General features: G+C 32.3%; 17 protein-coding genes and 2 tRNA genes. 10 read left to right on the forward strand and 9 right to left on the reverse strand.

Going from position 1 to position 22,268, the window contains the following annotated elements:
* Positions 1–22: 22 nt before the first annotated feature.
* Complete coding sequence (gene fmt, locus MCFN_RS03165) at positions 23–862, forward strand: methionyl-tRNA formyltransferase (RefSeq protein WP_187468865.1); 840 nt, start codon at positions 23–25, stop codon at positions 860–862.
* Positions 863–1,062: 200 nt separating this feature from the next.
* On the forward strand, positions 1,063–2,115 hold the full coding sequence (locus MCFN_RS03170) for a zinc-dependent alcohol dehydrogenase family protein (RefSeq protein ID WP_223211389.1): 1,053 nt from the start codon (positions 1,063–1,065) through the stop codon (positions 2,113–2,115).
* 125 nt (positions 2,116–2,240) lie between these two features.
* Here the strand turns inward: MCFN_RS03170 and MCFN_RS03175 are convergent.
* Positions 2,241–2,316, reverse strand: a tRNA-Thr gene (locus tag MCFN_RS03175).
* An 80-nt stretch (positions 2,317–2,396) separates the two neighbouring features.
* On the reverse strand, positions 2,397–3,044 hold the full coding sequence (locus MCFN_RS03180) for a hypothetical protein (protein WP_038562293.1): 648 nt from the start codon (positions 3,042–3,044) through the stop codon (positions 2,397–2,399).
* A gap of 64 nt (positions 3,045–3,108) precedes the next feature.
* Between MCFN_RS03180 and MCFN_RS03185 the strand changes: the two genes are divergently transcribed.
* A tRNA-Trp gene (locus MCFN_RS03185) sits at positions 3,109–3,183 on the forward strand.
* 42 nt (positions 3,184–3,225) lie between these two features.
* Here the strand turns inward: MCFN_RS03185 and MCFN_RS03190 are convergent.
* Positions 3,226–4,116 carry a DegV family protein gene (locus tag MCFN_RS03190; protein ID WP_038562296.1) on the reverse strand — a complete coding sequence of 297 codons (891 nt, stop codon included), beginning with the start codon at positions 4,114–4,116 and terminating at the stop codon, positions 3,226–3,228.
* A 317-nt stretch (positions 4,117–4,433) separates the two neighbouring features.
* Between MCFN_RS03190 and MCFN_RS03195 the strand changes: the two genes are divergently transcribed.
* Both MCFN_RS03195 and MCFN_RS03200 read left to right on the forward strand, forming a co-directional pair.
* Positions 4,434–5,516, forward strand: a complete 1,083-nt coding sequence (locus MCFN_RS03195) for a thiamine pyrophosphate-dependent enzyme (protein WP_038562299.1) — start codon at positions 4,434–4,436, stop codon at positions 5,514–5,516.
* A gap of 25 nt (positions 5,517–5,541) precedes the next feature.
* Positions 5,542–6,528, forward strand: coding sequence for an alpha-ketoacid dehydrogenase subunit beta (locus tag MCFN_RS03200; protein WP_038562302.1), 987 nt, complete (start codon positions 5,542–5,544; stop codon positions 6,526–6,528).
* Between the two features lie 112 nt (positions 6,529–6,640).
* On the opposite strand, the gene rpsT is transcribed toward MCFN_RS03200, so the two are convergent.
* Positions 6,641–6,910 carry a 30S ribosomal protein S20 gene (rpsT, locus tag MCFN_RS03205; RefSeq protein WP_038562305.1) on the reverse strand — a complete coding sequence of 90 codons (270 nt, stop codon included), beginning with the start codon at positions 6,908–6,910 and terminating at the stop codon, positions 6,641–6,643.
* Positions 6,911–7,235: 325 nt separating this feature from the next.
* Here rpsT and MCFN_RS03210 point away from each other — a divergent pair, with 325 nt between their 5' ends.
* The 5 genes from MCFN_RS03210 to MCFN_RS03230 are packed head-to-tail and all read left to right on the forward strand — an operon-like array spanning position 7,236 to position 11,871.
* Complete coding sequence (locus MCFN_RS03210) at positions 7,236–7,664, forward strand: LSm family protein (RefSeq protein ID WP_038562308.1); 429 nt, start codon at positions 7,236–7,238, stop codon at positions 7,662–7,664.
* A 9-nt stretch (positions 7,665–7,673) separates the two neighbouring features.
* Positions 7,674–9,284, forward strand: a complete 1,611-nt coding sequence (locus tag MCFN_RS03215; protein WP_038562310.1) for a NusA N-terminal domain-containing protein — start codon at positions 7,674–7,676, stop codon at positions 9,282–9,284.
* A 1-nt stretch (position 9,285) separates the two neighbouring features.
* The gene (locus tag MCFN_RS03220; RefSeq protein WP_223211390.1) at positions 9,286–9,579 is read left to right on the forward strand and encodes a YlxR family protein; all 294 of its coding nucleotides are present in this window, start codon (positions 9,286–9,288) and stop codon (positions 9,577–9,579) included.
* A complete protein-coding gene (gene infB / locus MCFN_RS03225; protein WP_038562317.1) occupies positions 9,540–11,345 on the forward strand; it encodes a translation initiation factor IF-2 in 1,806 nt (601 codons plus the stop codon). The genes MCFN_RS03220 and infB overlap by 40 nt, the downstream gene beginning before the upstream one ends.
* Positions 11,346–11,358: 13 nt before the next feature.
* Positions 11,359–11,871, forward strand: coding sequence for an adenine phosphoribosyltransferase (locus tag MCFN_RS03230; protein ID WP_038562320.1), 513 nt, complete (start codon positions 11,359–11,361; stop codon positions 11,869–11,871).
* A 73-nt stretch (positions 11,872–11,944) separates the two neighbouring features.
* Here the strand turns inward: MCFN_RS03230 and MCFN_RS03455 are convergent, their stop codons facing one another.
* The 5 genes from MCFN_RS03455 to MCFN_RS03260 form a co-directional block, all read right to left on the reverse strand.
* Positions 11,945–13,582 (reverse strand): MnuA family membrane nuclease, encoded by a 1,638-nt coding sequence (locus MCFN_RS03455; protein WP_051604594.1) that lies wholly within the window; start codon positions 13,580–13,582, stop codon positions 11,945–11,947.
* A gap of 149 nt (positions 13,583–13,731) precedes the next feature.
* Complete coding sequence (locus MCFN_RS03240; protein ID WP_038562323.1) at positions 13,732–15,987, reverse strand: hypothetical protein; 2,256 nt, start codon at positions 15,985–15,987, stop codon at positions 13,732–13,734.
* A 202-nt stretch (positions 15,988–16,189) separates the two neighbouring features.
* Complete coding sequence (locus MCFN_RS03250) at positions 16,190–17,062, reverse strand: 5'-3' exonuclease (protein WP_038562328.1); 873 nt, start codon at positions 17,060–17,062, stop codon at positions 16,190–16,192.
* A gap of 7 nt (positions 17,063–17,069) precedes the next feature.
* Entirely contained in the window at positions 17,070–19,979 is a 2,910-nt protein-coding gene (dnaE, locus tag MCFN_RS03255) for a DNA polymerase III subunit alpha (RefSeq protein ID WP_038562331.1), read from the reverse strand.
* Positions 19,980–20,123: 144 nt separating this feature from the next.
* Positions 20,124–22,265, reverse strand: coding sequence for a helix-hairpin-helix domain-containing protein (locus tag MCFN_RS03260; protein ID WP_038562334.1), 2,142 nt, complete (start codon positions 22,263–22,265; stop codon positions 20,124–20,126).
* Positions 22,266–22,268: the final 3 nt, after the last annotated feature.

The raw sequence follows: 22,268 nt of genomic DNA on the forward strand, positions 1-22,268 counted from the left end.
CTATGATAATATAATTGTTTTTATGATAAAAATATTACTTGCTGGTACTCCTGAATTTGCTGTTGATATTTTTGAGCAAATTATTATAAACTACAATGTTGTTGCAATCGTTTCTCAACCTGATAGACCAAGTGTTCGTGGTCGAATTAGCTTACAAACTCCAACCAAGTTGTTAGCTCAAAAATACAATATCCCGTGTTTCCAACCTGAAAAAATTGGTGAAATTTATGACGAGTTAAAACAACTAGAATATGATTACTTAATCACAGCGGCTTTTGGACAATTTATACCCACTAAAATTTTAAGTATTGCTAAAAAGTACAATTTAAATATTCACGGATCTCTTCTTCCTAAGTTTAGAGGTGCCGCTCCTATTCAATACGCTGTTTGGGAAGGAGAATCTCAAACAGGTATTAGTTTAATGGAAATGGTTAAAGAAATGGATGCTGGCGATGTTTTTGTACAAAGTGTTGTTAAAATTGACGAAAATGATACAAGCGCTGATGTTTTTAAAAAATGTTCAAATGTCGCTTCTGAAAATATAGTTCAATGAATTAGAGACATTGACCAAAATAAACTTCAAAAAAAACCTCAAGACATCTCAAAAGTGTCGTTTAGCCCTAAACTGAATAAATCTGACGGCGAGATTAAAACATCAATGAGTGTTCAAAAAGCTCTACAAACAATAAAAGCTTTTTACCCCAATCCTTGTGCATTTACTCACATAGATTCTAAAAGAGTTAAAATTAATTTTGCTACATCAAACCCTGTAAAAAATGCGCCTACCATCCAATTAAGTGATGGAACAATATACTTGGTGGATTATCATTTCGAGGGTAAAAAACGTGTAAAACTTAAATAAAAACGATTTTAATAAAGATGCCATCGGCATTTTTTTAATTGCAAACAAAATATCTTTATATGAAAACGTGCCACAAATTAAAACCTTTTTAGACAAAAACTTATAGAGAAAGTGGTTTTTGGAATATTTTTGAAAAAAAAAAAAAAAAAAAACGTGTATTCTAATTAATGATCGAACAAAAATAAAGAGGTTAACATTATATGAAAATGAAAGCATTAGTATACCATGGCGAGCATAACATTGCTCTAGAAATGGTTGACAAACCGGTTATTTTAAAACCTACAGACGCAATTGTAAAAATTACAAGAACTACTATTTGTGGTACTGATTTAGGTATTTATAAGGGTAAAAACCCAGAAGTTGCTGACGGAAGAATTCTTGGACACGAAGGTATTGGAATTGTCGAAGAAATTGGCTCAGGCGTGTCAAATGTCAAAGTTGGCGATAAAGTTCTAATTGGTTGTGTAACACCTTGTGGAAAATGTGACAACTGTAGAAGACAATTATATTCACACTGTAGAGAAGCAGAGGGTGGATGAAAATTCGGATACATGATTGACGGTACACAGGCTGAATACGTTAGAGTTCCATTTGCTGACAATAGTTTATACAAATACCCAACATCAATTTCTGATGAGGTAGCAGTTATGCTATCTGACGCACTTCCGACAGGACACGAAATCGGTGTACAGTATGGAAAAGTTGCACCAGGTAAATCTGTTGCAATCGTTGGAGCGGGTCCAGTAGGTATGGGAGCTTTACTAACTGCCCAATTATACTCTCCATCTCATCTAGTGGTTATAGACTTTGACAAAAACCGTCTAGAAATGGCAAAACAATTAGGAGCCACACACACATTAACACCAGATGAAACATTAATTGATAAACTAAAAGAAATTGTGGGAGCTGATGGTGTTGATGTTGCAATCGAAGCTGTTGGTATTCCACAAACATGAGATACTTGCCAAAAAATTGTTAAGGCTGGTGGAAATATCTCAGTTGTTGGTGTTCACGGTAAAAAAGTTGACTTTAATGTTCAAGAACTATGAATCAAAAACATTACTGTTACAACAGGACTTGTAAACACAAATACACTTCCAATGTTAATTAATGCTGTTTCTACTGGAAAATTACCGGTTGAAGGCTTAATCACACACAAATTTAATCTTTCAGACATGATGAAAGCTTATGACACATTCTTAAATGCATCTGATAATAAGGCAATGAAAATTTTTATTGACGCAACAAAATAAAATTTAGTCCTTAATATAATAACTTTTCTTATTTACTCACGGAAAACCGTGAGTTTTTTATTGATTTTTACACAAAATTCAATAAAAAAACTGACTATAAGTCAGTTAAATAGTGAATTAACATATGGTGCCGACAACAGGACTTGAACCTGCGACCCCATCCTTACCATGGATGTGCTCTACCGACTGAGCTATGACGGCGTGCATATATTATAACTTAAATAATAAAAACTTAAAACGCATTTTGAAGCCAATTTTTAAAAAAATAAAATAAAAAAACGTTATCATGACACGTTTTTTCTAGCTTCGTATCTCTGTTTCAATCCAAGAACAGGCATGAATAATAAAACCGACATTGAAACGTTAAGTATAGGTTCAGCTATTAAATTAATTGTGTTTAAAATCAACATATCTCTTAAAGGAGGTAGCCCACTTAATTCACCAATAAATTTAGAGTGAATATACAATGAACCAAACACGAATATTGAATTAAATTCAGTAGCAACGAGTGTTAAAAGAACAAATTTTCATAATTTTGGACTTTTTTTTATGTTTAATACTCGGTAAGCAAAACACGAAACAACCCCAACTAAAAGGCGCGAAACAACTGAAACGTCAAGGTTTTGGAATCAAAACAAGCCAAGAAGCATTGAAGCTATAAATGAAGAAATCCCAAAACCAAAACCAGCAACCATAGCCCCAGAATATCCAAATTGAAATGTCGCCATCGCAACAATCAGTGGCAGGTAAGTTAATCAAAAGGGACCAAATGGAATATACGCCAAAAATACTGAAAAACCAGAAACAATAAAATAAGCTAAATATACAGCTAATGAAACCATTTTAAATATTAATGCATGCCGACTAATTGTTATTTTGTTATTTCTGTTAATTAAAATTACATTTACGTGTTTTTGAGATGATTGCATAATAAAATTATAGCAATATAAATTATTTTTTATATTTTTTTGCTATAATTGTATAGCTATTGTTAGGAGTGTAGTTCAATGGTAGAACAGCAGGCTTCAACCCTGCGTGTTATGGGTTCGAGTCCTGTCACTCCTGCCATTTTTTTATACTTTTTTACAAAAAATAATTACGCTAACATAATTATTTAACTAATTTGAATAAATCCTTGAATTTCTGTTGAATTTCCGGTTCAACCTCGAACGCTAATACCGCTAGTGCTTCAGGTCCTGTATGAATTGAAACTACCGGGGCAATTAAATCAATTATTGGTTCAACGCCTAAAATCTCAGTAATTTTTGCACAAAACGGCATTAATTCTTGCTCATCCGACATCGAATGCAGAGCCATTGTAATCAATTTTTTATTGTTATCGATTGGTAATATCTGAGCTTTGTCCTCAACTGCTTTTAATGAAGTTTTTAAAAAGTTTCTGCCAATTCCCTCTTTTTTCAAAAAACCATCTTCTCAACAAATTTTGGGAACGATTTTGAACATTTTAGCTGTCGCGGCCGCTGTCGGATGTAGGCGACCACCTTTAACTAAGTAATCATTATACTTTGGAATTAAAGTTGCATATTTGCGACCAACCCCTTTTTCCATTTGTACAACATATTCCTCAAATTTAGAACTGTCAATACTCATTTGGTGTTCGAATCAAACAAGATCTAAAATAATCATTTGTAAAACTTGAATAGACTGGACGACACGAATATTTTCAAAATCCTTCGCCAAAGCAGTTAAAGACGCACAACCTCCGGATAAATTTTTTGAAATTGGATAAACTAAAACCTTATCAAATTCTTTTGATAATTTAGTAAATAATTCTTCAGCCAAGCCTAAATTAACCGCTGATGTTTTACCATCTTCTTTTTTGCCATAAAACTCAAATAAATTTAAACCATTAACGTCAATACCGTCACGATACTTCTTACCATTTATTACTATATGTAAAGGTAAATAGTGTCAATTTAACTTACGTGCTTGTTCTTGAGTTAAGGCACTTGAAGAATCTACTACAATTGCATATTTCATAATTCTAATTATAAAAGAATATCGCTCATAAAAAATAGTCATTTTGCAAGATTTTTTACTAATCAAAAATTAAAAAATATTTCTTATATTCAACATATTTGTTTGAAATTTCCTCACTGTTGTGTGAATGATTGCATAAATTATTAATAAAATCAGCCTAAAAAACACAAAAAACGTATTTTGTACTCGTTTTACACGTCAAAATACATTTTTTGAATTATTGGTAATAAACCATATTCAGTTTTTAAATAATTATTTCTATATTATAATTAAGTTGTATAAAAAATATACGAATTCTATCTAGAAAGGAAACGCAAATGAAATACAAATTCATCGAAGCGGGCAAAGTGATGAGTTGCCCAGACACAATGATTCGTTTCTTAGACATTAACGGTGATCTAATTGACAAATCATTCAAACCAACAGCGTCGAAAGAACTATTAAGAGACATGTACCACAACATGCGTAAATCACGTTCATGAGACGAATATGCTTTAACACTACAAAAAACTGGACGTTTAGGAACATTTGCACCTATGTTAGGTGAAGAAGCATTCTCAACAGCTCTAGGTTTTGTAATGAAAAAAGAAGACTGGTTTGTGCCTCACTACCGTGTTCTAGCAACACTACTAGCACGTGGTGAATCAATGGAATCAATTTACCTATACTGAAGAGGTTCAGAATTGGGTTCAAAATTCATTTCAAACACAATGCCAATGCAAGTTATCATTGCATCACAAATTTCACAAGCAGCTGGTGTTGCTAAAGCACTAAAAATGGCTGGAAACGGTGCAGTTGCCTTCACAATTATCGGTAACGGTGGTACAAACGAAGGTGAATTCCACGAAGGATTAAACTGAGCATCATTATACAAATTACCTGTTGTATTCGTGATTTCAAACAACAGATGAGCTATTTCAGTTCCAGAACACAACAGCTACGCTGTTAAAACACTTTCACAAAGAGGTATAGCTTACAATATTCCTTCACTACGTGTTGACGGTAATGACTTGTTAGCTTCATACGAAGCTCTACACGAAGCTGCTGAATGAGCACGTGAAGGAAATGGACCAGTTCTACTAGAAATGGTTACATGACGTCAAGGACAACACACTACAAGTGATGACCCTCGTGTATACCGTACAAGAGAAGAAGAAATTGAACACGAAAAATGAGAACCATTCCACCGTATTGAAAAATACTTATTCGAAAACGGAATTATTACTGAAGCTGATAAAGAAAAATTCATTGCTGACGCAACTGAAGACGCCAAAAAAGCTTATGACAAGTCAACTGCAACCCTAGCAACTGAAGGATTTGACGAAGTATTTAAATACACCTTTGAAACATTACCTGAAGAACTTGTTGAACAATACGAAGCTCATAAAAGATTCCAATAAGGTTATATAAATAAAGGAGATTATTATGGAAAAAATTCTAGTTAATAATATTGCAGCCATCACAAACGCAATGGACGTTATGATGGAAAGAGACAAGTCAATCATCGTTTATGGTGAAGATGCTGGGTACGAAGGTGGAGTTTTCCGTGCTACCCAAGGTTTGCAAAAAAAATATGGTGTTGATAGAGTATTTGACGCTCCTATCTCAGAATCAGCTATCGTTGGTACAGCTATTGGTTCAGCCGTTGCAGGTTTAAGACCAGTTGCTGAAATTCAATTCTCAGGTTTCGTATTCTACGGTTTAGGTCAATTATTCGGTAATGCCGCTCGTATCAGAAACCGTTCACGTGGTAAATTAAGTGTTCCAATGGTATTGAGAATGCCTTGTGGTGGTGGAGTTAAAGCTCTAGAGCACCACTCAGAATCAATCGAAGCTCTATTTTGCCACATTCCAGGTCTAAAAGTTGTTATGCCTGCTACACCTTACGATGCAAAAGGTCTTCTAATTTCATCAATTGAAGACAATGACCCAGTTGTGTTCCTAGAACACAAACACGACTACCGTGCTTTCAAACAAGAAATTCCAGCTGGATACTACACAATTCCTCTAGGAAAAGCTGATGTTAAAGTTCCTGGTGATGACTTGACTGTTGTAACATACGGCCACATGATTCACGAAACAATGGGTGCTTTAAAACTTCTAGCTGAAGAAGGAAAAGAATACTCGATTGAGGTTATTGACTTAAGAACTCTAAAACCAATGGATACAGCTACAATTGTAGAATCAGTTAAGAAAACAGGACGTCTATTGGCTATTTCAGAATCAGTACAATCTGGTTCACTAACAGCTGAAATCATCACACGTGTAAACGAAAAAGCATTTGACTATCTAAAAGATGTTCCAGTTCGTTTAAACGGTGCTGACGTTACAATTCCTCTACCTTCTCTAGAAAGCAAATTCATTGTTGACAAAACTAAAATTGCTACTGTTATTAAAGAAATTCTTAAATAAGAGTACATACTACTAATTATGCAAGACGTCTCGTAAGTTACCGTCTTGCATTTTCATTTCTAATAAAAGCGAACAAAAAAACAGTCTTGACAGACTGTTAAGATAAGAAAGCTTATTCAGCTTTTGATTGAGAGTTAGCAAATAAGTCTAAACGAGATGATTTTCTTGCCCCTTTATTTGGGTGGAAAACACCTTTTTGTACAGCAGTTGCAATAATTGAGTGTGCTTTTTTAACCAATTCAGTTGCAGAAGCGTCTTTTGCAATAATTGCTTCTCTTGCCGCACGAATAGCTTTTCTAACTCTGGTTTTCATTGCGTTATTTCTTAGTCTGTTTTCTTCTGACTTAGCAATGTGTTTTACTTTTGATTTAATATTTGCCATAATAAGCCCCCTTTTTTCTACTCGACCAAATTAACTTGGTTGAAAAAATCTTTATTATTATAATATAAAAAAATAAAAAGCAAAACATTGCAAATAAATTTTAAAACAATCCAACATCATCACATCTTATTTTAAACACTCAACTCTGTTTTATTAATAAATTCAGCGTCCATGCTTACTTGATGCTGAATTTTAATTCGCTTTTGACTCACATACTAAAAAAATCAAATTGTTATAATTTCTCGTTGTGTTATAATAAAAACATCAAGTCAAATTAATAATTGAGTTGCTGGTGCAACTCTTTGTTATTTTTAAAGGAGTTATATTGAACTGAACTGCATTTTTAAAAGAAAAATTCGGAGATGTAATCATTGAGGCAAAAGAATCCAAGGCCGATGGACTTTTTATTCTTGATATTACTGTAAAATATACTAATTTAGACGATATAAAAACTATAACGGAAGAGATAAATTCGCAGGTAGATGAAAAATTATTTGAGCCTTTCCACTTTGTTTCAATCCATTCACCAGGCACCAAAATCGATATTGCTATCAATGACCTGGACGAGTATATCGGCACTGATTTACTGATAAAAACACACAAAAACGAGTACAAAACCAATGAATTTAAAGTTAAACTATTGTCAGTAGGTGACGAGGAAATTACATGCCAATGAAATCAAAAAGGCAATATTCGTAAAATCAATTTAACTAAAAGCAATATTAGTTCAATTCAAAAATATTTTAAGTTTTAAGGAGTTATAATGAGCAACATTTCAAATGCGCAAATGGCTTTAAATTTTTATGAAATCGTTAAATCATTTGAACAAAATCAAAAACTAAATTTAGACGATATAATTAATGTTTTTAATGAGGAAACAACTAAAATTCTATCTAAAATAGACCCTGAGATTGAAGTTGAATACATTCTTGATGAAACCAAAAAAACACTTACCCCCATTATTAAAACAATGGTTGTGATTAGCGATGATGAAGCTAATGAATATTTATCACAAGGTGACAACGAAAAACTTTTAATGTATGTAACATTCATTTCACTTACTGACGCACAAAAAATCAATCCAAGCGCTCAGGAAGGCGATGTAATTGATAAACCATTAGATTTAGTTCAGTTAAATTCAGCTGTTAAAAACACAAAATACTCATTTGTATTAAAAACTATTCACTCATCAATACAACAAGGTATGTCAATGTTGCGTAAACAACGAGTTTATGAAAACTTCAAAGACCGTATTGGCGAAAGAGTACGTATTAAATTTAACACCAAAAACTCAGATGGTTCTTGAAATGTCCAAATCACAGAGGAAAATGAAACACTTACACCTGCTTATCTACCAGCTAACTTAATTAGTTCTAAGCGCCAAATCAAAGGCGGCCAATATGATTATGCAACAATTACACACGTTGAAGAAGAAGCTAAATTAAGTCAAGTTCAGGTTTCTGTTGATTCGAAAGAAAATGTTATCGAACTGTTAAAACGTTCTATTCCTGAAATTAGTGAAGGCGTTATTGAAATCTTTGATGCTGTGCGTCAACCCGGAGAACGTACAAAAGTTGCTTTTAAACTTAGCGAACTTGCTCCTACTGATTTCGATATATTCGGAGCTATTATCGGGCCTAATGGTCAAAGAATCAATGCGGTTAGCCAGGAAATTGGTGAAAAAATTGATGTTATCTTATATGATGAAGACCCAATTAAATTTATTAAAAATGCAATGAGTCCTGCACGAGTTCTAGATGTCGTTATAAAGGCTGATAGTATAAGTAATAATGCTTTTTGAGTTGTGGTGGCCAAAGAATACTTAACCCCCGCTATTGGACGGCGTGGTGTCAATGTAACCTTAGCTTCTGCACTAACTGGACGTAATATTGATATCATCTCACAAGCAGAAGCTGATGCTAAAAAACTTGTATATAACAAACAAACTTATGACAGCGCTTCACATACACGCAATACACGCAAAAATACTCGTATAACACACAAAAACAATATGTTTTACGATCTTGATAAAGTCAGTGTATTTGCCGATTCATTCGAAAAAGATGTTGAAGAATTTAAAGAAAGTGAATTTCAAAATATCGATCACTCACAAATGGACTGAGATGTTAATGAGCTTTATGGTAAACCAGCTGTCGAGCCAAAAACTGAGGTTGAAAAGCCATTAACCATTGATGAAATAGCCGCACAATTAAGTGCTGAAGAAGCTAAAAAAGAACAAACTAGGGTTGACGTGGAAGACTATCGTAAAGTTAAAGAAGCGATTGAGGCTTTCAAAGTTGATGATGACTTATCTAATTTTGGTCTAGATGACTTTGATTTAGAAGACTTTATGAATGACGAGGACTGAGATTAAAATGGTTCGACGCAAGTGTATTGTTACTGGTTTAATATTACCTCTTGATCAGCTTGTGCGTGTAGATTTTGATAAAAAAAACAATATTATTTCACTTGATCTTGACAAAATTAAAAAGGGTCGAGGTTGTTATATTAATCTCAATGAACAAAATTGGGAATTGGTTAAGAAAACTAAGGCATTAAACCGTAGTTTTCGAACCAACGTGACTAAAGAAGTGTATAACCAAATTGAAGAAGAATTAAGGGGGGTAGAATGTCTAAAAAGAATAGATTATCAAACCAAAAAGATGTAGAGTCGCAATTAAAAAATATTAAAACAGAAGTTAAAAATGGTGTCTTTATTTTTACTAACTCTATGCCTTTAGGTGAATTTGCTACTAAAATCGGATTAAATGCAAATGATTTAATTAAAAGATTTATGATGCGTGGAAAAATGTATCAAATTAACCATATGCTTGAAGAAGAAGAAATAGCAGAAGTGTGTTTAGAAAACGGTTTAGACTTTAAAAAAGAACAAAACATTGATGCTTCAAACTTTTTAAACCGTGTTGAGTTTAATGACGATGAATCAATGCTTGTTAAACGCCCGCCGGTTATCACTATTATGGGGCATGTTGACCATGGTAAAACTACTTTATTAGACTATATTCACAATAGCAAAATTGCGCAAAGCGAATCAAGTGGTATTACTCAACACGTTGGAGCATATCAAGTTAAAAGTTCAAAAGGCGATATTACATTTATTGATACTCCAGGGCACGAAATCTTCACACAAATGCGTTCAAGAGGTGCTCAAATTACTGACATCGTAATTTTAGTAGTTGCCGCCGATGATGGTGTTATGCCTCAAACAAAAGAAGCGATTCAACACTCAAAAGCTGCTAATGCGCCGATAATTGTTTTCGTTAATAAAATGGATAAAGCTGTTAAAGACACTGAACGTGTTAAGCGCGAGTTGGCGGAAAACGATGTTATTGTTGAAGAATACGGAGGTGATGTTCCAATAATTTATGGTTCAGCCAAAACTGGAGAGGGAATTGACTTATTATTAGACACCATTATCGCTTTAGCTGACCTAATGGAACTAAAAGCTAATCCAAGTCGCTATCCTGCCGGAATCGTCCTTGAATCACGCTCGGATAAAGGCGTGGGTACAGTTTCAACCTTAATTATCACAAACGGAACTTTATTTAAAGGTGATTTTATGGTTGCTGGTTCAAGTTATGGGCGCATTAAAGCCCTTAAAGACACTGCTGGCAACAATATCGAAAGTGCCACACCCGGCACACCCGTAGTTGTTTCAGGACTAAACACAGCCCCACTTGCTGGTGATCGTTTTATCTCGTTTGAAGACGAAAAATACGCCAAAAAAATTGCTCTCGAAAAACAACAAATGGATAAGAAACAAGACCTATTCAATCGAAGCCAAAACACAAACGATGAGGACGGCAAAAAAATTCTAAATGTCATCATCCGTTCAGACGTTCAAGGTACTGCTGAGGCTTTAAAAGCAAGTATTGATGGCATGAATAACAATGAAGCTATTATTAAAGTTATCGGTGCGCAATCAGGACAGGTAACTAACTTTGACCTTCTTCTTGCTCAAACCTCAAACACTATAATTGTTACATTCCGTATCAAACCCAGCCCAAACATTAAACAAAACGCTAAGCAATCAGGCATCAAAATTGTTTACTATGATGTCGTATATTCAGTTATCGAAGATATGCAAGCTTGATTAGATGGTGAAAAAGCTGTTATTTACGAAGAGAAAAAAATCGGTTCTGGTCATGTTGTCAAAACATTTTTCTTCTCGAAAGTTGGAACAATTGCCGGCGTTATGTTAGATGAAGGTGTTGTCAAAGCGGGATGTAAAGTAAAAATTATTCGAAACCGTAAATTAATTTATGAGGGTGTTATTGACTCTTTAAAACGTGATGTTAATGATGTTAAAGAAGTTGAAAAAGGTAAAGATTTTGGTATGACCATTAAAAAATACAACGACTTTAAAGAAGATGATATTATCGAATTCTTTGAAGATGTTGCAGTAACAATTTAGTTTGGAGAAGCAAATGCAACTTGAAAAATATATTCGTGATATTAAAAATTTTCCTAAACCGGGCATCTTATTTAAGGATATTTCCCCATTGTTGGCTAATGGTGAAGCATTAAGTTATACGATTGACCAAATGGCTCTTTTAGCCAAGGATTGTGATGTCATAGTCGGCCCTGATGCTCGAGGTTTCTTATTCGGTACTCCTACCGCCGCTAAATTAAAAAAGCCCTTTATTATGGTACGCAAACCAGGTAAACTTCCTGGTAAGGTTATTAGTAAAAACTACGACTTAGAATACGGAAACAATGTTTTACAAATCCAGGACGGATTTATCAAACCTGGTCAAACCGTGGCTATTATTGACGATGTCTTAGCTACCGGTGGCACAACAAAAGCAATTGTTACACTCCTTGAAGAACAAGGCGCCATAGTTAAACGTATTATTTTACTTTTAGAACTTTCAGAACTTAACGGTCGTTCTAAATTTGCTAACACAAACATCGAGATTTCATCTCTTATTAGAGTTTAAATAACAAGTGTTTATACTCACTTTTAACATTAATTAAAACAAGCTCAACTAATAGCGAGCTTGTTTTATTCATTTATTTAGGGTCATTAGCATCCAAAATTAAATCATAGCTAATTGGGCAATGGTCAGAAACGCCATCGTATACGTATTGTCATTCATTATTGTAATAACTATTTGATTTACTATTAAAGTAAGTTACTCAGTCATTAATAGAATTAATAGAAGAATATTGGAAAATATTAGGATTTTTTACCAAATCGTATAAGTGAAATACTTGCGGGTTAGTAAATTTTAGATTCGAGCTATGGATTATTTTGTCATAAGGTTGTGAATACTTATCCATATTTTTTCCTAATGATGTATTGTCTTTTTGTTCATTTAAGACCATTTTAGCATTTTCGTAACTACCCACTCAGCCAAAAGCTCTATTTTCATTACCCTTTTTAATATTTGTATCACCTTGAAAAATTAAATCATCATCACCGCCGTTAATTGTTTTCATTCAATCAAAAACATTTTTTATATTTCATGCTTCATTAAATTCAAAAGAACCATTTCCTTTTCTCATAGATTTTTCACCTTTGTCTTTTTTAACCCCTGGACCATCAAAATGAGAAATAGCGTATGTAAAGTTTACATTTTCATAGCCACTAACTTTTGATCCGAATTTAGCAATAAATGGTGCTTTTCTTTCTTTATTTTCTGTTCCACCAAATTTAAGTTCAAATTTATCTCCATTATAAAAGGTATAGTATTTGTTATTGTTTAAAATTAAAGGAGAAATAATATTATCTTTATATAAAAAAGCTGCTTTTTTATCCGCAGAACCTTTTGGATAATCATCGGAAATAAGCGATTTTCAAATATTATTCTCATTCGGGCGATTCTTTTTTTCTAATTCATTTAGTTTTTTAACTAATTCATTCGGGACATTAGGACCATCTAATTCAGTTAAACCAACCAGATCGTACTCATTCGCAAAAATCACTGACGCTACAGCTTCAGCCTTAACCGGATTTTTAGATAATGTTTTATCTCCATAGTTTTTAACATTCCATGACGCAATTCTAACGTGTTTTTTGTTTGTATTTTGATTTATTTTTTTTGTTTGCCCGGAATCGGGTTGATGTGGATTAACATTTTCTCCACTATCTGAAGGATTTTTTGGTTCTACCGGTTCATCTTTTCGATCATTCTCAGGCTCAACATTTTCATTACCGTCAACTTCATTATCGCCGGGCATGTAATCTTTATCATCTGGATCGTCGTCATCTAAACCATCCTGTTCAGGATTGGGTTGTACCCTTGGTTTCTTATTTTTTTCTCTTTTTATATTTCTTTTAGGAGGAGTGTCCTGCCCTTCATTATTTTTGTCTTTTTCAACAATTACATTTGTAGATTCTATTCTTAATTGTCTAACAACCTCAAATTCATTTAGAGCAATTTTAAATTTTAATGATAAAGATTTATCATCATTTATAACTTTGTGAATTATCTCTAATCGATATCCTTTTGTTAATTCTTTACCACTATCAAATAATTTAAATTTATTTAACTCTGAATCAATGTTTTTAAAGTTAACTTTTTCGTTATCCGCTAGCTTAACTTCTAGACCTTTTTGTTGCACGTAATGTTGGGTGCAAGAAGCAACGACAACACTTCCAAAAGGTATTCCGAAAGCTAAAAAACCTAATTTTCTTTTTATACTCATAATTTAATTCTACTCTAATTAAATATATACTTAAACATAGACTATTAATATGTAATTTAGCACTATGGAATTGTTTTTATATATTATCTAATTTATACAAAATAAAAAACATATATTAGGGTTAAAACTAAATATATGTTTTTAAATTATTAAGATGTAAATTTAATTGTTGTTGTAATAACTTCTGAAAGAGTGCCGGCAGGAGTTTTTAATGGGGTTTTAAATTTAAGAGTGATTGTTTTTTCGGTGTCGTTGAATTCTGTGTCGAAAAATTGTTTATTCCTATTGGGTTTATTTGCAGTTTCTGAAGCTGAATAAATAAGCCCTTTATACTTATGTTTTTCAAATATTGTCTTTAGTTTGTCAGGTAACTTTATATTATTTATTCGTTTAGATTTAGTTTTATTTTTTCCAGTCGCAACAGAATTGCCATTTTTAGGCTCTATTATAAAAAGATGGTCACCATTCCTTAATTGTTCTTTTAATTGTTTGTATGTTACGCCATCACCAATGATCAAAAAAGTATTTTCATCTGCTTGTTGTTTAATTTCTGGCTCTAAATAATCAACATTCAGTCTATTTTCCTGTTTACTTGTGGTGTCATCACCGTCCATAATTTTTTTGTCAGATTGATTTTTGGGTATTGAACCATCAGAATTATTAGGTTTTTCTTGATGATTTTCCTCACCTTTTGTATTGTTCATTTCGCTATTGCCAGAATTTTGATTTGTTTTCATTTCATTATCTTGTTCTTTTTGATTATCTAATTTATTATTCTTTGCGATATTTTCTGACTGTGCTTCATCACTTTTAGGATTCGCTTTTTCAGGTTCAGGAAGAGCATTATCGTTTCTATTTTCTTTTCTAGTTGAATTAGAGATATTTTTATCATCTTTTAAGTTAGGTGCAGGTAACACTTCTTCTAATGGCATTGAAATTTGTTGCTGAAATTTATCAGAAAAACCTTCATTATTTTCTTTAACAAGTTTATAAACTAAAAGTATTTTTTTCTCACGTTCATTATATTCAATAAAAATACCTAATTTTTTGTCATCATTCCCAGGTACAATAGTTCTTTTTTGTTCAGTGTGTGTTAAAACATTATTATCATTAGAAAGTTCTTCTATTAATGTTAGTCCGTGTGATTCTTTTTTTAATTGACCTCACGAAAAAGAGATTTTAATTTTACCCCTACTGTTCTCAATTTTTAACATGGGATTGCTTGTATTTTTTGCCGCCTTTATTAAATTTTCAAAATCAGCTTTTTTGCCACTAAATTGAAATATTTGACCTTTTTTCTCTGTGGCTACTTGGAAAAGATGCTCGTTTTTGTATTTTTCGGTAGGCGCACTCTCCACTTTTTCAGTTTTCCCTCCTGCATTGCCATTGTTAGGAGTAGGAGTATCTTGTTGAGCTTGATTGCTATTTTTATCTGGTGCGTTATTTTCTTCTGATGATTTAAATTTGTAAATTAATTCTTCAAAAAGATCAGGTGATACAGTTTTATCATTATTTACTAATCTAAAAGATAAGTATATTCCATCTTTTTCTTTAACTATAACTTCTAAACCATATTGATTTGAGTTTACTTTACCCCCTTCTTTTATAGAACCAGCAGCTAATGTAATTTCATTTTTATCTACTCTATTTGTGAATGCTATTTTCTCAACATCTTTATTTAAAGTTAAACCTGTTTGACTATTATCGTTTGAAAATACAACATTTATTTTTCCTGTGTATTTTTTTGTATTTCCATCATATTCGTGTTTAATCTTAACTCTATTATTTTTTTGTTTAGAAATACTTTGAAGCTTGTTGATATTTTCTTGCTTACCATCGAAAGTAAAAAGTTTTTTTCCACTTTTTAAGTAATCGTATAGTTCTTTTGATCTAAGTTTTGATACATCGGCAGAATCGCTGGTTGAATTGTCACTGCCAGTGAATTTATCTGGAGAATCAGATGGATTTTGAGGTTTAGTCTCGGGATTTTTATCTGCGTCAGGGCTTGCAGGATTATTAGGTTCAGGTTCACTTGGGGGAATCACTTTGGGCTTTTCAGATAAATCTGATGTTGTTTTAAATCCTTCGACTGTCTTTTGCATATCCGCTAAAACAACATTTCCTGATTTATCTTTAATATCTAGCGCGACTAATACTGTGCCTGGTTTATTATTTACTAGTGCTACATTTTTTATCTCTGCTGTGTAATTTTTGTCACTAGATGTTACCTGAATATCGCTAGAATTCACGTCTTTTACATCCTTAGTTAAAGAACCATCTTTTGCACTTAGCGAAATAATATTTTCATAATTAATTTCTTTATTTTTACAAGCAATTACAGTTAGTGGAATTGATGCCACAGATGTAAGTGCTAAAGATAGGAAACTTAGTTTTCTCTTCTTCATTTTTCACCTTTTCTTATTTTTTGCTGTCTTAAATTTTTATTTATATGTATTTTATCATTTTGAATTCTGGCACTAATAACCCTAAATAATAAATAGGTAAAATTTTCAATATAATTCGCACAATTTGTGTATAAGTTACTCATTTGTAGCATAATTTCACTGAAAAAAAGTGGAAACTTAATTCCACTTTTAATTAATAAGTCTAAAATGAAATTCTTTTTCAACGAATAATTGTTGAATTTAATTCATATTCCATCATTTTATTTAAGCCCTGGTTTTTATCAATTTTTTTAACAGAGTAAAAATCTAGTTCTGAGTTCATGATAACTTCTTTATTTAATGTAGTTAGAGACTTACAAAAAAATGCATCTTTTTCACCGGCAATTAATTTTTGTTTAATAGCGCCTTTAAGTTGCGAGATATTTGCATAAATATTTTCAATACTTCCAAAAGTATTAATTAGCTTTTTAGCGCCAATCGACCCAATCCCATTAACCCCTTTAATATTGTCAGAAGAATCGCCAGCAAGACCTTTATAGTCCGGAATCTGCGAAGGTAAAATACCATGATAGTTTTCAAAATTATAAATATTATATGTATCAAAAAATCCTTCTTTTGATTTAAATATAACTTCCGTATTGGCATCAACAAGTTGTAATAAATCTTGGTCTTTTGAATAAATATAATTATTAGCAGTGCTATTTTTGCATAAAGTTGCTATTAAGTCGTCAGCTTCATCACCTTCTTGCTCAAACCATTTTATGTTTCAAGAACTCAAAATATCTTTAATGATTGCAAATTGCTCAAAGATTATAGTTGGAGCTTTTGACCGGCCGGCTTTATAGTCTTCATATTGTTCGTGCCGCTTGGTTTTTCCGTGTGCATCAAAAGCAATAAATAAATAATCAGGATTGATATACTTAATTAGTTTATGTAAAGTCATCATAAATACATGAACCCCATTTGTGCTACGGCCTTGACTATCTGTCATCAACTGTATATTTGGCATATATGAGGCATAAAATGATTGAAACATCAAAAAATTACCATCTACTAAAAGAAATTTTTTATTCATATCTCTCCTACTTATTTATAAATTTATAATCGACTAATTTGATAGATCTTTGCGTTCTTTTTAAAGCAGCTTCAAAAACCTCTCCTACACGAATTGGTGAATATTTATCCATTTCGCTATCTTTAGGAAATACAGTTATCTGCCCACTACTATCCACTAATTCCATAACAAAATACGATTTCCCTCGAAGTATTTTACGAGCCCCTAGTTGCACAGGAACGTATACAGTCTGCCCAACAGGTATATTATTTAACTTATAGACATAATCTTGTTCGTATGGTGATGTTAAAAACGCATTGTATATCGAGCCCAATAGTTGAGCTTCACTTTGAGCTTCATAATTAATATCACGCGACACTTCGTCGTGTTGTAATGTTAGATAACCCATCGAATTCAGTTTTTGCCGTGCTGATTGCCAATCTAAATTGGAAACTAATTTATAACAATCTTGTAACGTTTTAAAAGCATTCTCAATAAATTTAATATGGCCAAAATTACGAAAAACATTCGCTTTTATCAGTGTTATTAGTGCAGAATCGCCCAGTCCAGCAAATTTTAATTGTAATAAAGTGTCATTTAAATTTGCACCAAAATCACTGTTTTCTTCTTTGCATTTAATTATTTTATTTACACCTTCACTTCCAAAACCTTTGATTAAGTCAAAAGGCAAATACATAGAGTTATTCTTAACAATGCATTGTGAACTTGAATGAATAATTTCTGGAGAAAATACATTAATATTTAATCTACGCATTTCAGACACATAATCAGAAATTTTCTTTTGGTCGCCACGCATATTTGTAATTAATGCGCTGTAAAAATGCATAGGGAAATAGGTTTTATAATAAGCCATTTTCATTGTTAAAAATGCATAGGAAACAGCGTGTGATTTGTTAAAACCATATTGTGCAAAACGTTCAATATTACTGAAAACCAACTGAATTTGAGACTGATTCAGTCCATTTTTTAAAGCACCACGATAAAATTCATCTTTATATTTTTTAATTTCGTCTTCGTTTTTTTTGCTTATTGCGCGGCGCAAAAAATCGGCGTTAGCAAAACTCATTCCCGCAACTTGTTGAGCTATTTGCATAATTTGTTCTTGATAAACCATAATTCCATAAGTAGATTCTAAAATAGCATCGTACTTGGGGTGTATTTTTTGAATATTCTCCGGATTTTCTTTATTTTCAGCATAATTAGAGATATAACGTTCTGGCCCTGGTCTAAATAATGAAATAATCGCATACAAATCGTGAAAAGTATTGATTTTGACTTTTGAAATAGTTTTTTTCATACCGTCAGATTCAAGTTGAAATATACCTTGTGTTAAACCGTGATTTAAACGTTCAAATGTTTTTGGATCATTTAATAATTTTTTATAAGGATCATTAGCAAGGATATTTTCAAAATGGTATTTCGTAGGTAAATCTTGTTCAATATACTGTAATTCAGTTAAAGTTTTTAAGCCAAGAAGGTCGATTTTTAGCATCCCGAAAGACTCAATGTACTCCATAGTTAATTGAGTTTGTTGTGTTCCAATATTACTTTGCGAGACTGGGCTGTATTTTGAAATGTTGTCCTGTGAAATAATAATTCCAGCAGGGTGATAGCCAACTTGGCGTGGCAAACCTTCGATTTTTAGTGCATGGTGCAGTAAAAGTGGGTATTTTTCAATCAATAATTGGAATTTTAGATTAGTTTTTAATGCTTCGTCAAGGGTTTTGCATTCACCAATTGCAGCCGAAATTTGATTAAGCTCCACTAAGCTAATGCCTAAAATTCGCCCTGTATCTCTAATTGCTGTCTTAGCTAATATTTTTTGAAAAGTAGTTATTAAAGCCGTTTTTTGATAACCATACTTATTCACTACATAATCAAAAACTTCACCACGCCGATCATCTTGGATATCAATATCTATATCTGGCCAGGATACTCTTTCAGGATTTAAAAAACGTTCAAATAATAAATCATATTTAAGGGGGTTAATAGTTGTAATGTTTAATAAATAAGCAATTAAAGAACCCGCTCCACTACCACGACCCGGACCAACGGAGATGTTTCGTTCTTTTGCTCATTGAACCAAATCCTGAATTATCAAAAAATAGTCAATAAAACCTAGCTTTTTAATTGTGTCAAACTCCATTTTTAAGCGTGAGTATCAAACGTCCTTATCCTTGGGTAACTCGTTAAAAACACGTTTAATACCTTTATGAATAAGTTTTAAAAAAAGTTTTTCATTAGTTTTAGAATCATTATCATTGAATATTGCTAAATTAAGTTTCTTAGGTGGAAGTTCAAAATTACACTGCTCAATAATATTGTGAATTCTGTCAATTAATACTGAATTTATACTCAAATCATCAAAATAATTATGCGTCTGAGTAGTTGTAGGATGGTCGCCTAATTTCTGTAAAATGTTGAGTGTTTCATTGTCTTCGACATTCATAATTTTATTTTCTCGCAAATAAATTGCGTTGTGAATTGTGGCATCTTCAGAGTGCACAAAATAATTCGACCCCGCGATGTAGCCGTTGTATCCCGTCAATGCAAAATAACCTTTAGTTGGATGGTCTAAGACAAATATGTTAGGATCGTTGATTTGCTCAGGTTCAATTTCATTGCCCTGAGATTTTTGCAAAATTAACTCGTTGATTTTAACAAAGCCAGCGTGATTTTTAGCGAGCAGAATAAACCGGTACATTCCCACACCAAGATCAACGCCAACAATTGGTTTAATATTAACTTTTTGACAACTTTCTAAAAACACTCCAAGACCAAACATCGAATCTTTATCACTTAAAACTACTGCAGGTAGTCCTGCTTGACTGCTTCTAACCACTAAATCTTCCACACGAATTAGTGAGTCTAAAAAAGTGTATTCTGTTGTATTAAATAAACTGACAAATTTCTTCATATATAAATGATACTTAAAAGCTAAATTTTAATGCTGAAATAAAACTAATTTATTGATTTAAGTAAGTAAATTCAATTGTGTCAAGTTAATATGAAAGCGATAAAAAAACATAAAATACTGATAAATGTGTATTTTATGAAAAATTTAGTTGTAAATTAATTTACCTTGGATACGATTACGATTTAAATCATTTTCCAATATTTCAACCTTGATGTTATCGCCGACTTTTAAAATCTCGCGAGGATGGGTAATAATTTGATTAGAATCCTTCTTCATATTTGAAACGTGTATTAAAACATTATTTTTAACGCCAACATAAACAAAAACCCCAAAATCAGTGATACTTTGTACGCTTCCGTCTAAAATCATCCCTTTAACTATGTCTTCGGCATTTAAAATGTCTTTTTTAAATTTATAACCCTCTTTGTTATCGCGAATATCTTTAGTTGGATTCATCAAGGATTCCAAAATCAAGCTCACATCGTAGATATTTGAGTTCATTTTCTGCGCAAGTTGATTTATGTCTTGATTTTGCAGTAATTTTGTATCAATATTGCTAAGATCTAGGCCTAAGTATTCACATATCTTTTGTGCCAACTTATACGATTCTGGGTGTATAGAAGTACGATCGAAAAAGTTTTCTGAATCGTGAATTCTTAAAAATCCTACACTCTGCTCAAAAGCTTTTGGCCCGATTCCCTTAACATCTTTTAGTTCGTTTCTATCTTTAAAGCGATTAATTTTTTTACGATGCTCAATAATATTGGCGGCCATGTTAGAACTAAGCCCAGAAATGTAAGTTAATATTGTCTTGGAAGCTGTATTTAAGTCAACGCCGACAAGATTGACAATTTTATCAATCTTAAAGGCAAGTGCTTCTGAAAGTTCCTTTTGATTAACGTCATGTTGATATTGGCCAACGCCGATTGATTTAGGATCGATTTTAATCAACTCATTCAAAGGGTCTAAAAATCTTCTACCAATATTAATTGCTGATCTTTCTTCCACGCTAAAATCAGGAAATTCTTCTTGTGCAATCTTCGATGCCGAATAAACAGAAGCTCCCACTTCCGAGACAATAACATAAGCAATGTCTTCATTATTACGTTTTTTTAGTAATTTAGCAATAAATTCTTCTGTTTCACGCGATGCAGTTCCGTTTCCGATTGCAATTACATTAACCTTGTATTTATCGATCAGATAATTTACAATACTTGTTGATCGTTCTATTTGCATTTTGGGTGGCGTTGGATAAATTATATCCTTAGCTAAAAAATTACCTTGTGGATCTAAGACCGCTATTTTACAACCATGAACGTAAGCAGGGTCAATAGCCATAACAGTTTTATTTTTAACAGCTGGCCATAACAGCATATTTTCTAAACTTTCAGCAAATAAAGCGACAGCTTCTTTTTGTGCCCTTTCAAATAAATCTGATTTTATTTCACGAATAATTGATGGAATTATTAATCGATCAAGTGAATCATTTATACAGTTAGAAATAATTTTTCCAGTTCTTTTATTCTTAAAATAAATATTATTTAACTCATACTTAACACGGTTTTCATTGAAAGTAATGTCGTAAGAAATAATTTTTTTGTCTTCTCCACGTGATATAGCCAAAATTCTATGATTTGGAATTCGTTTTACACTTTCTTTGTGGTCATAGTAATTGCTAAAGTTTTCATTTTCATCAACAGCACCTTTTTTAATTTTAGTAACTATTGAACCAAAATTTAGAATTTCCTTCTTCACAAGATCGCGTGTTTTTGGATCTTGTGAAATTCATTGACTAATAATAAATTGAGCTTGCTCAATAGCAAACTCAACGTTTTCAACTTTACCATTAACAAATTTTTGTGCATATTTTAATGGATTAAAGTTGATGTCCGTATTTGTAAAAATTTCTTTTGCAAGAGGTTCTAAACCTAAAGCGATTGCTTCAGACGCTTTTGTTTTTTTACCTACTTTGAATGGTTCGTAAATGTTTTCTAACTCAACCTTGGTTTCTGCTTGACGTAGTTTTAACTCAATTTCAGAAGTTAAAAGCGTTTTTTCCTTTAATATTTCAATTATCGCTTCTCTACGTTTATTTAATTCAACATCATAAATATATAAAGTGTTTATGTTGTTAATAATTTCTTCATCAAGACCACCAGTTAAATCTTTACGGTAACGAGCGATAAAGGGAACTGTGGAATTTTCAGCAAGTAAACTAAGAACTGTTTGAACTTGTTTTTCACTGATATTTAATCTTTTTGCTACTGTTTTTACTGAAATATCCATAAA

The organism is Mycoplasmopsis californica, from assembly GCF_000695835.1.
GTDB lineage: Bacteria > Bacillota_I > Bacilli_A > Mycoplasmatales > Metamycoplasmataceae > Mycoplasmopsis > Mycoplasmopsis californica.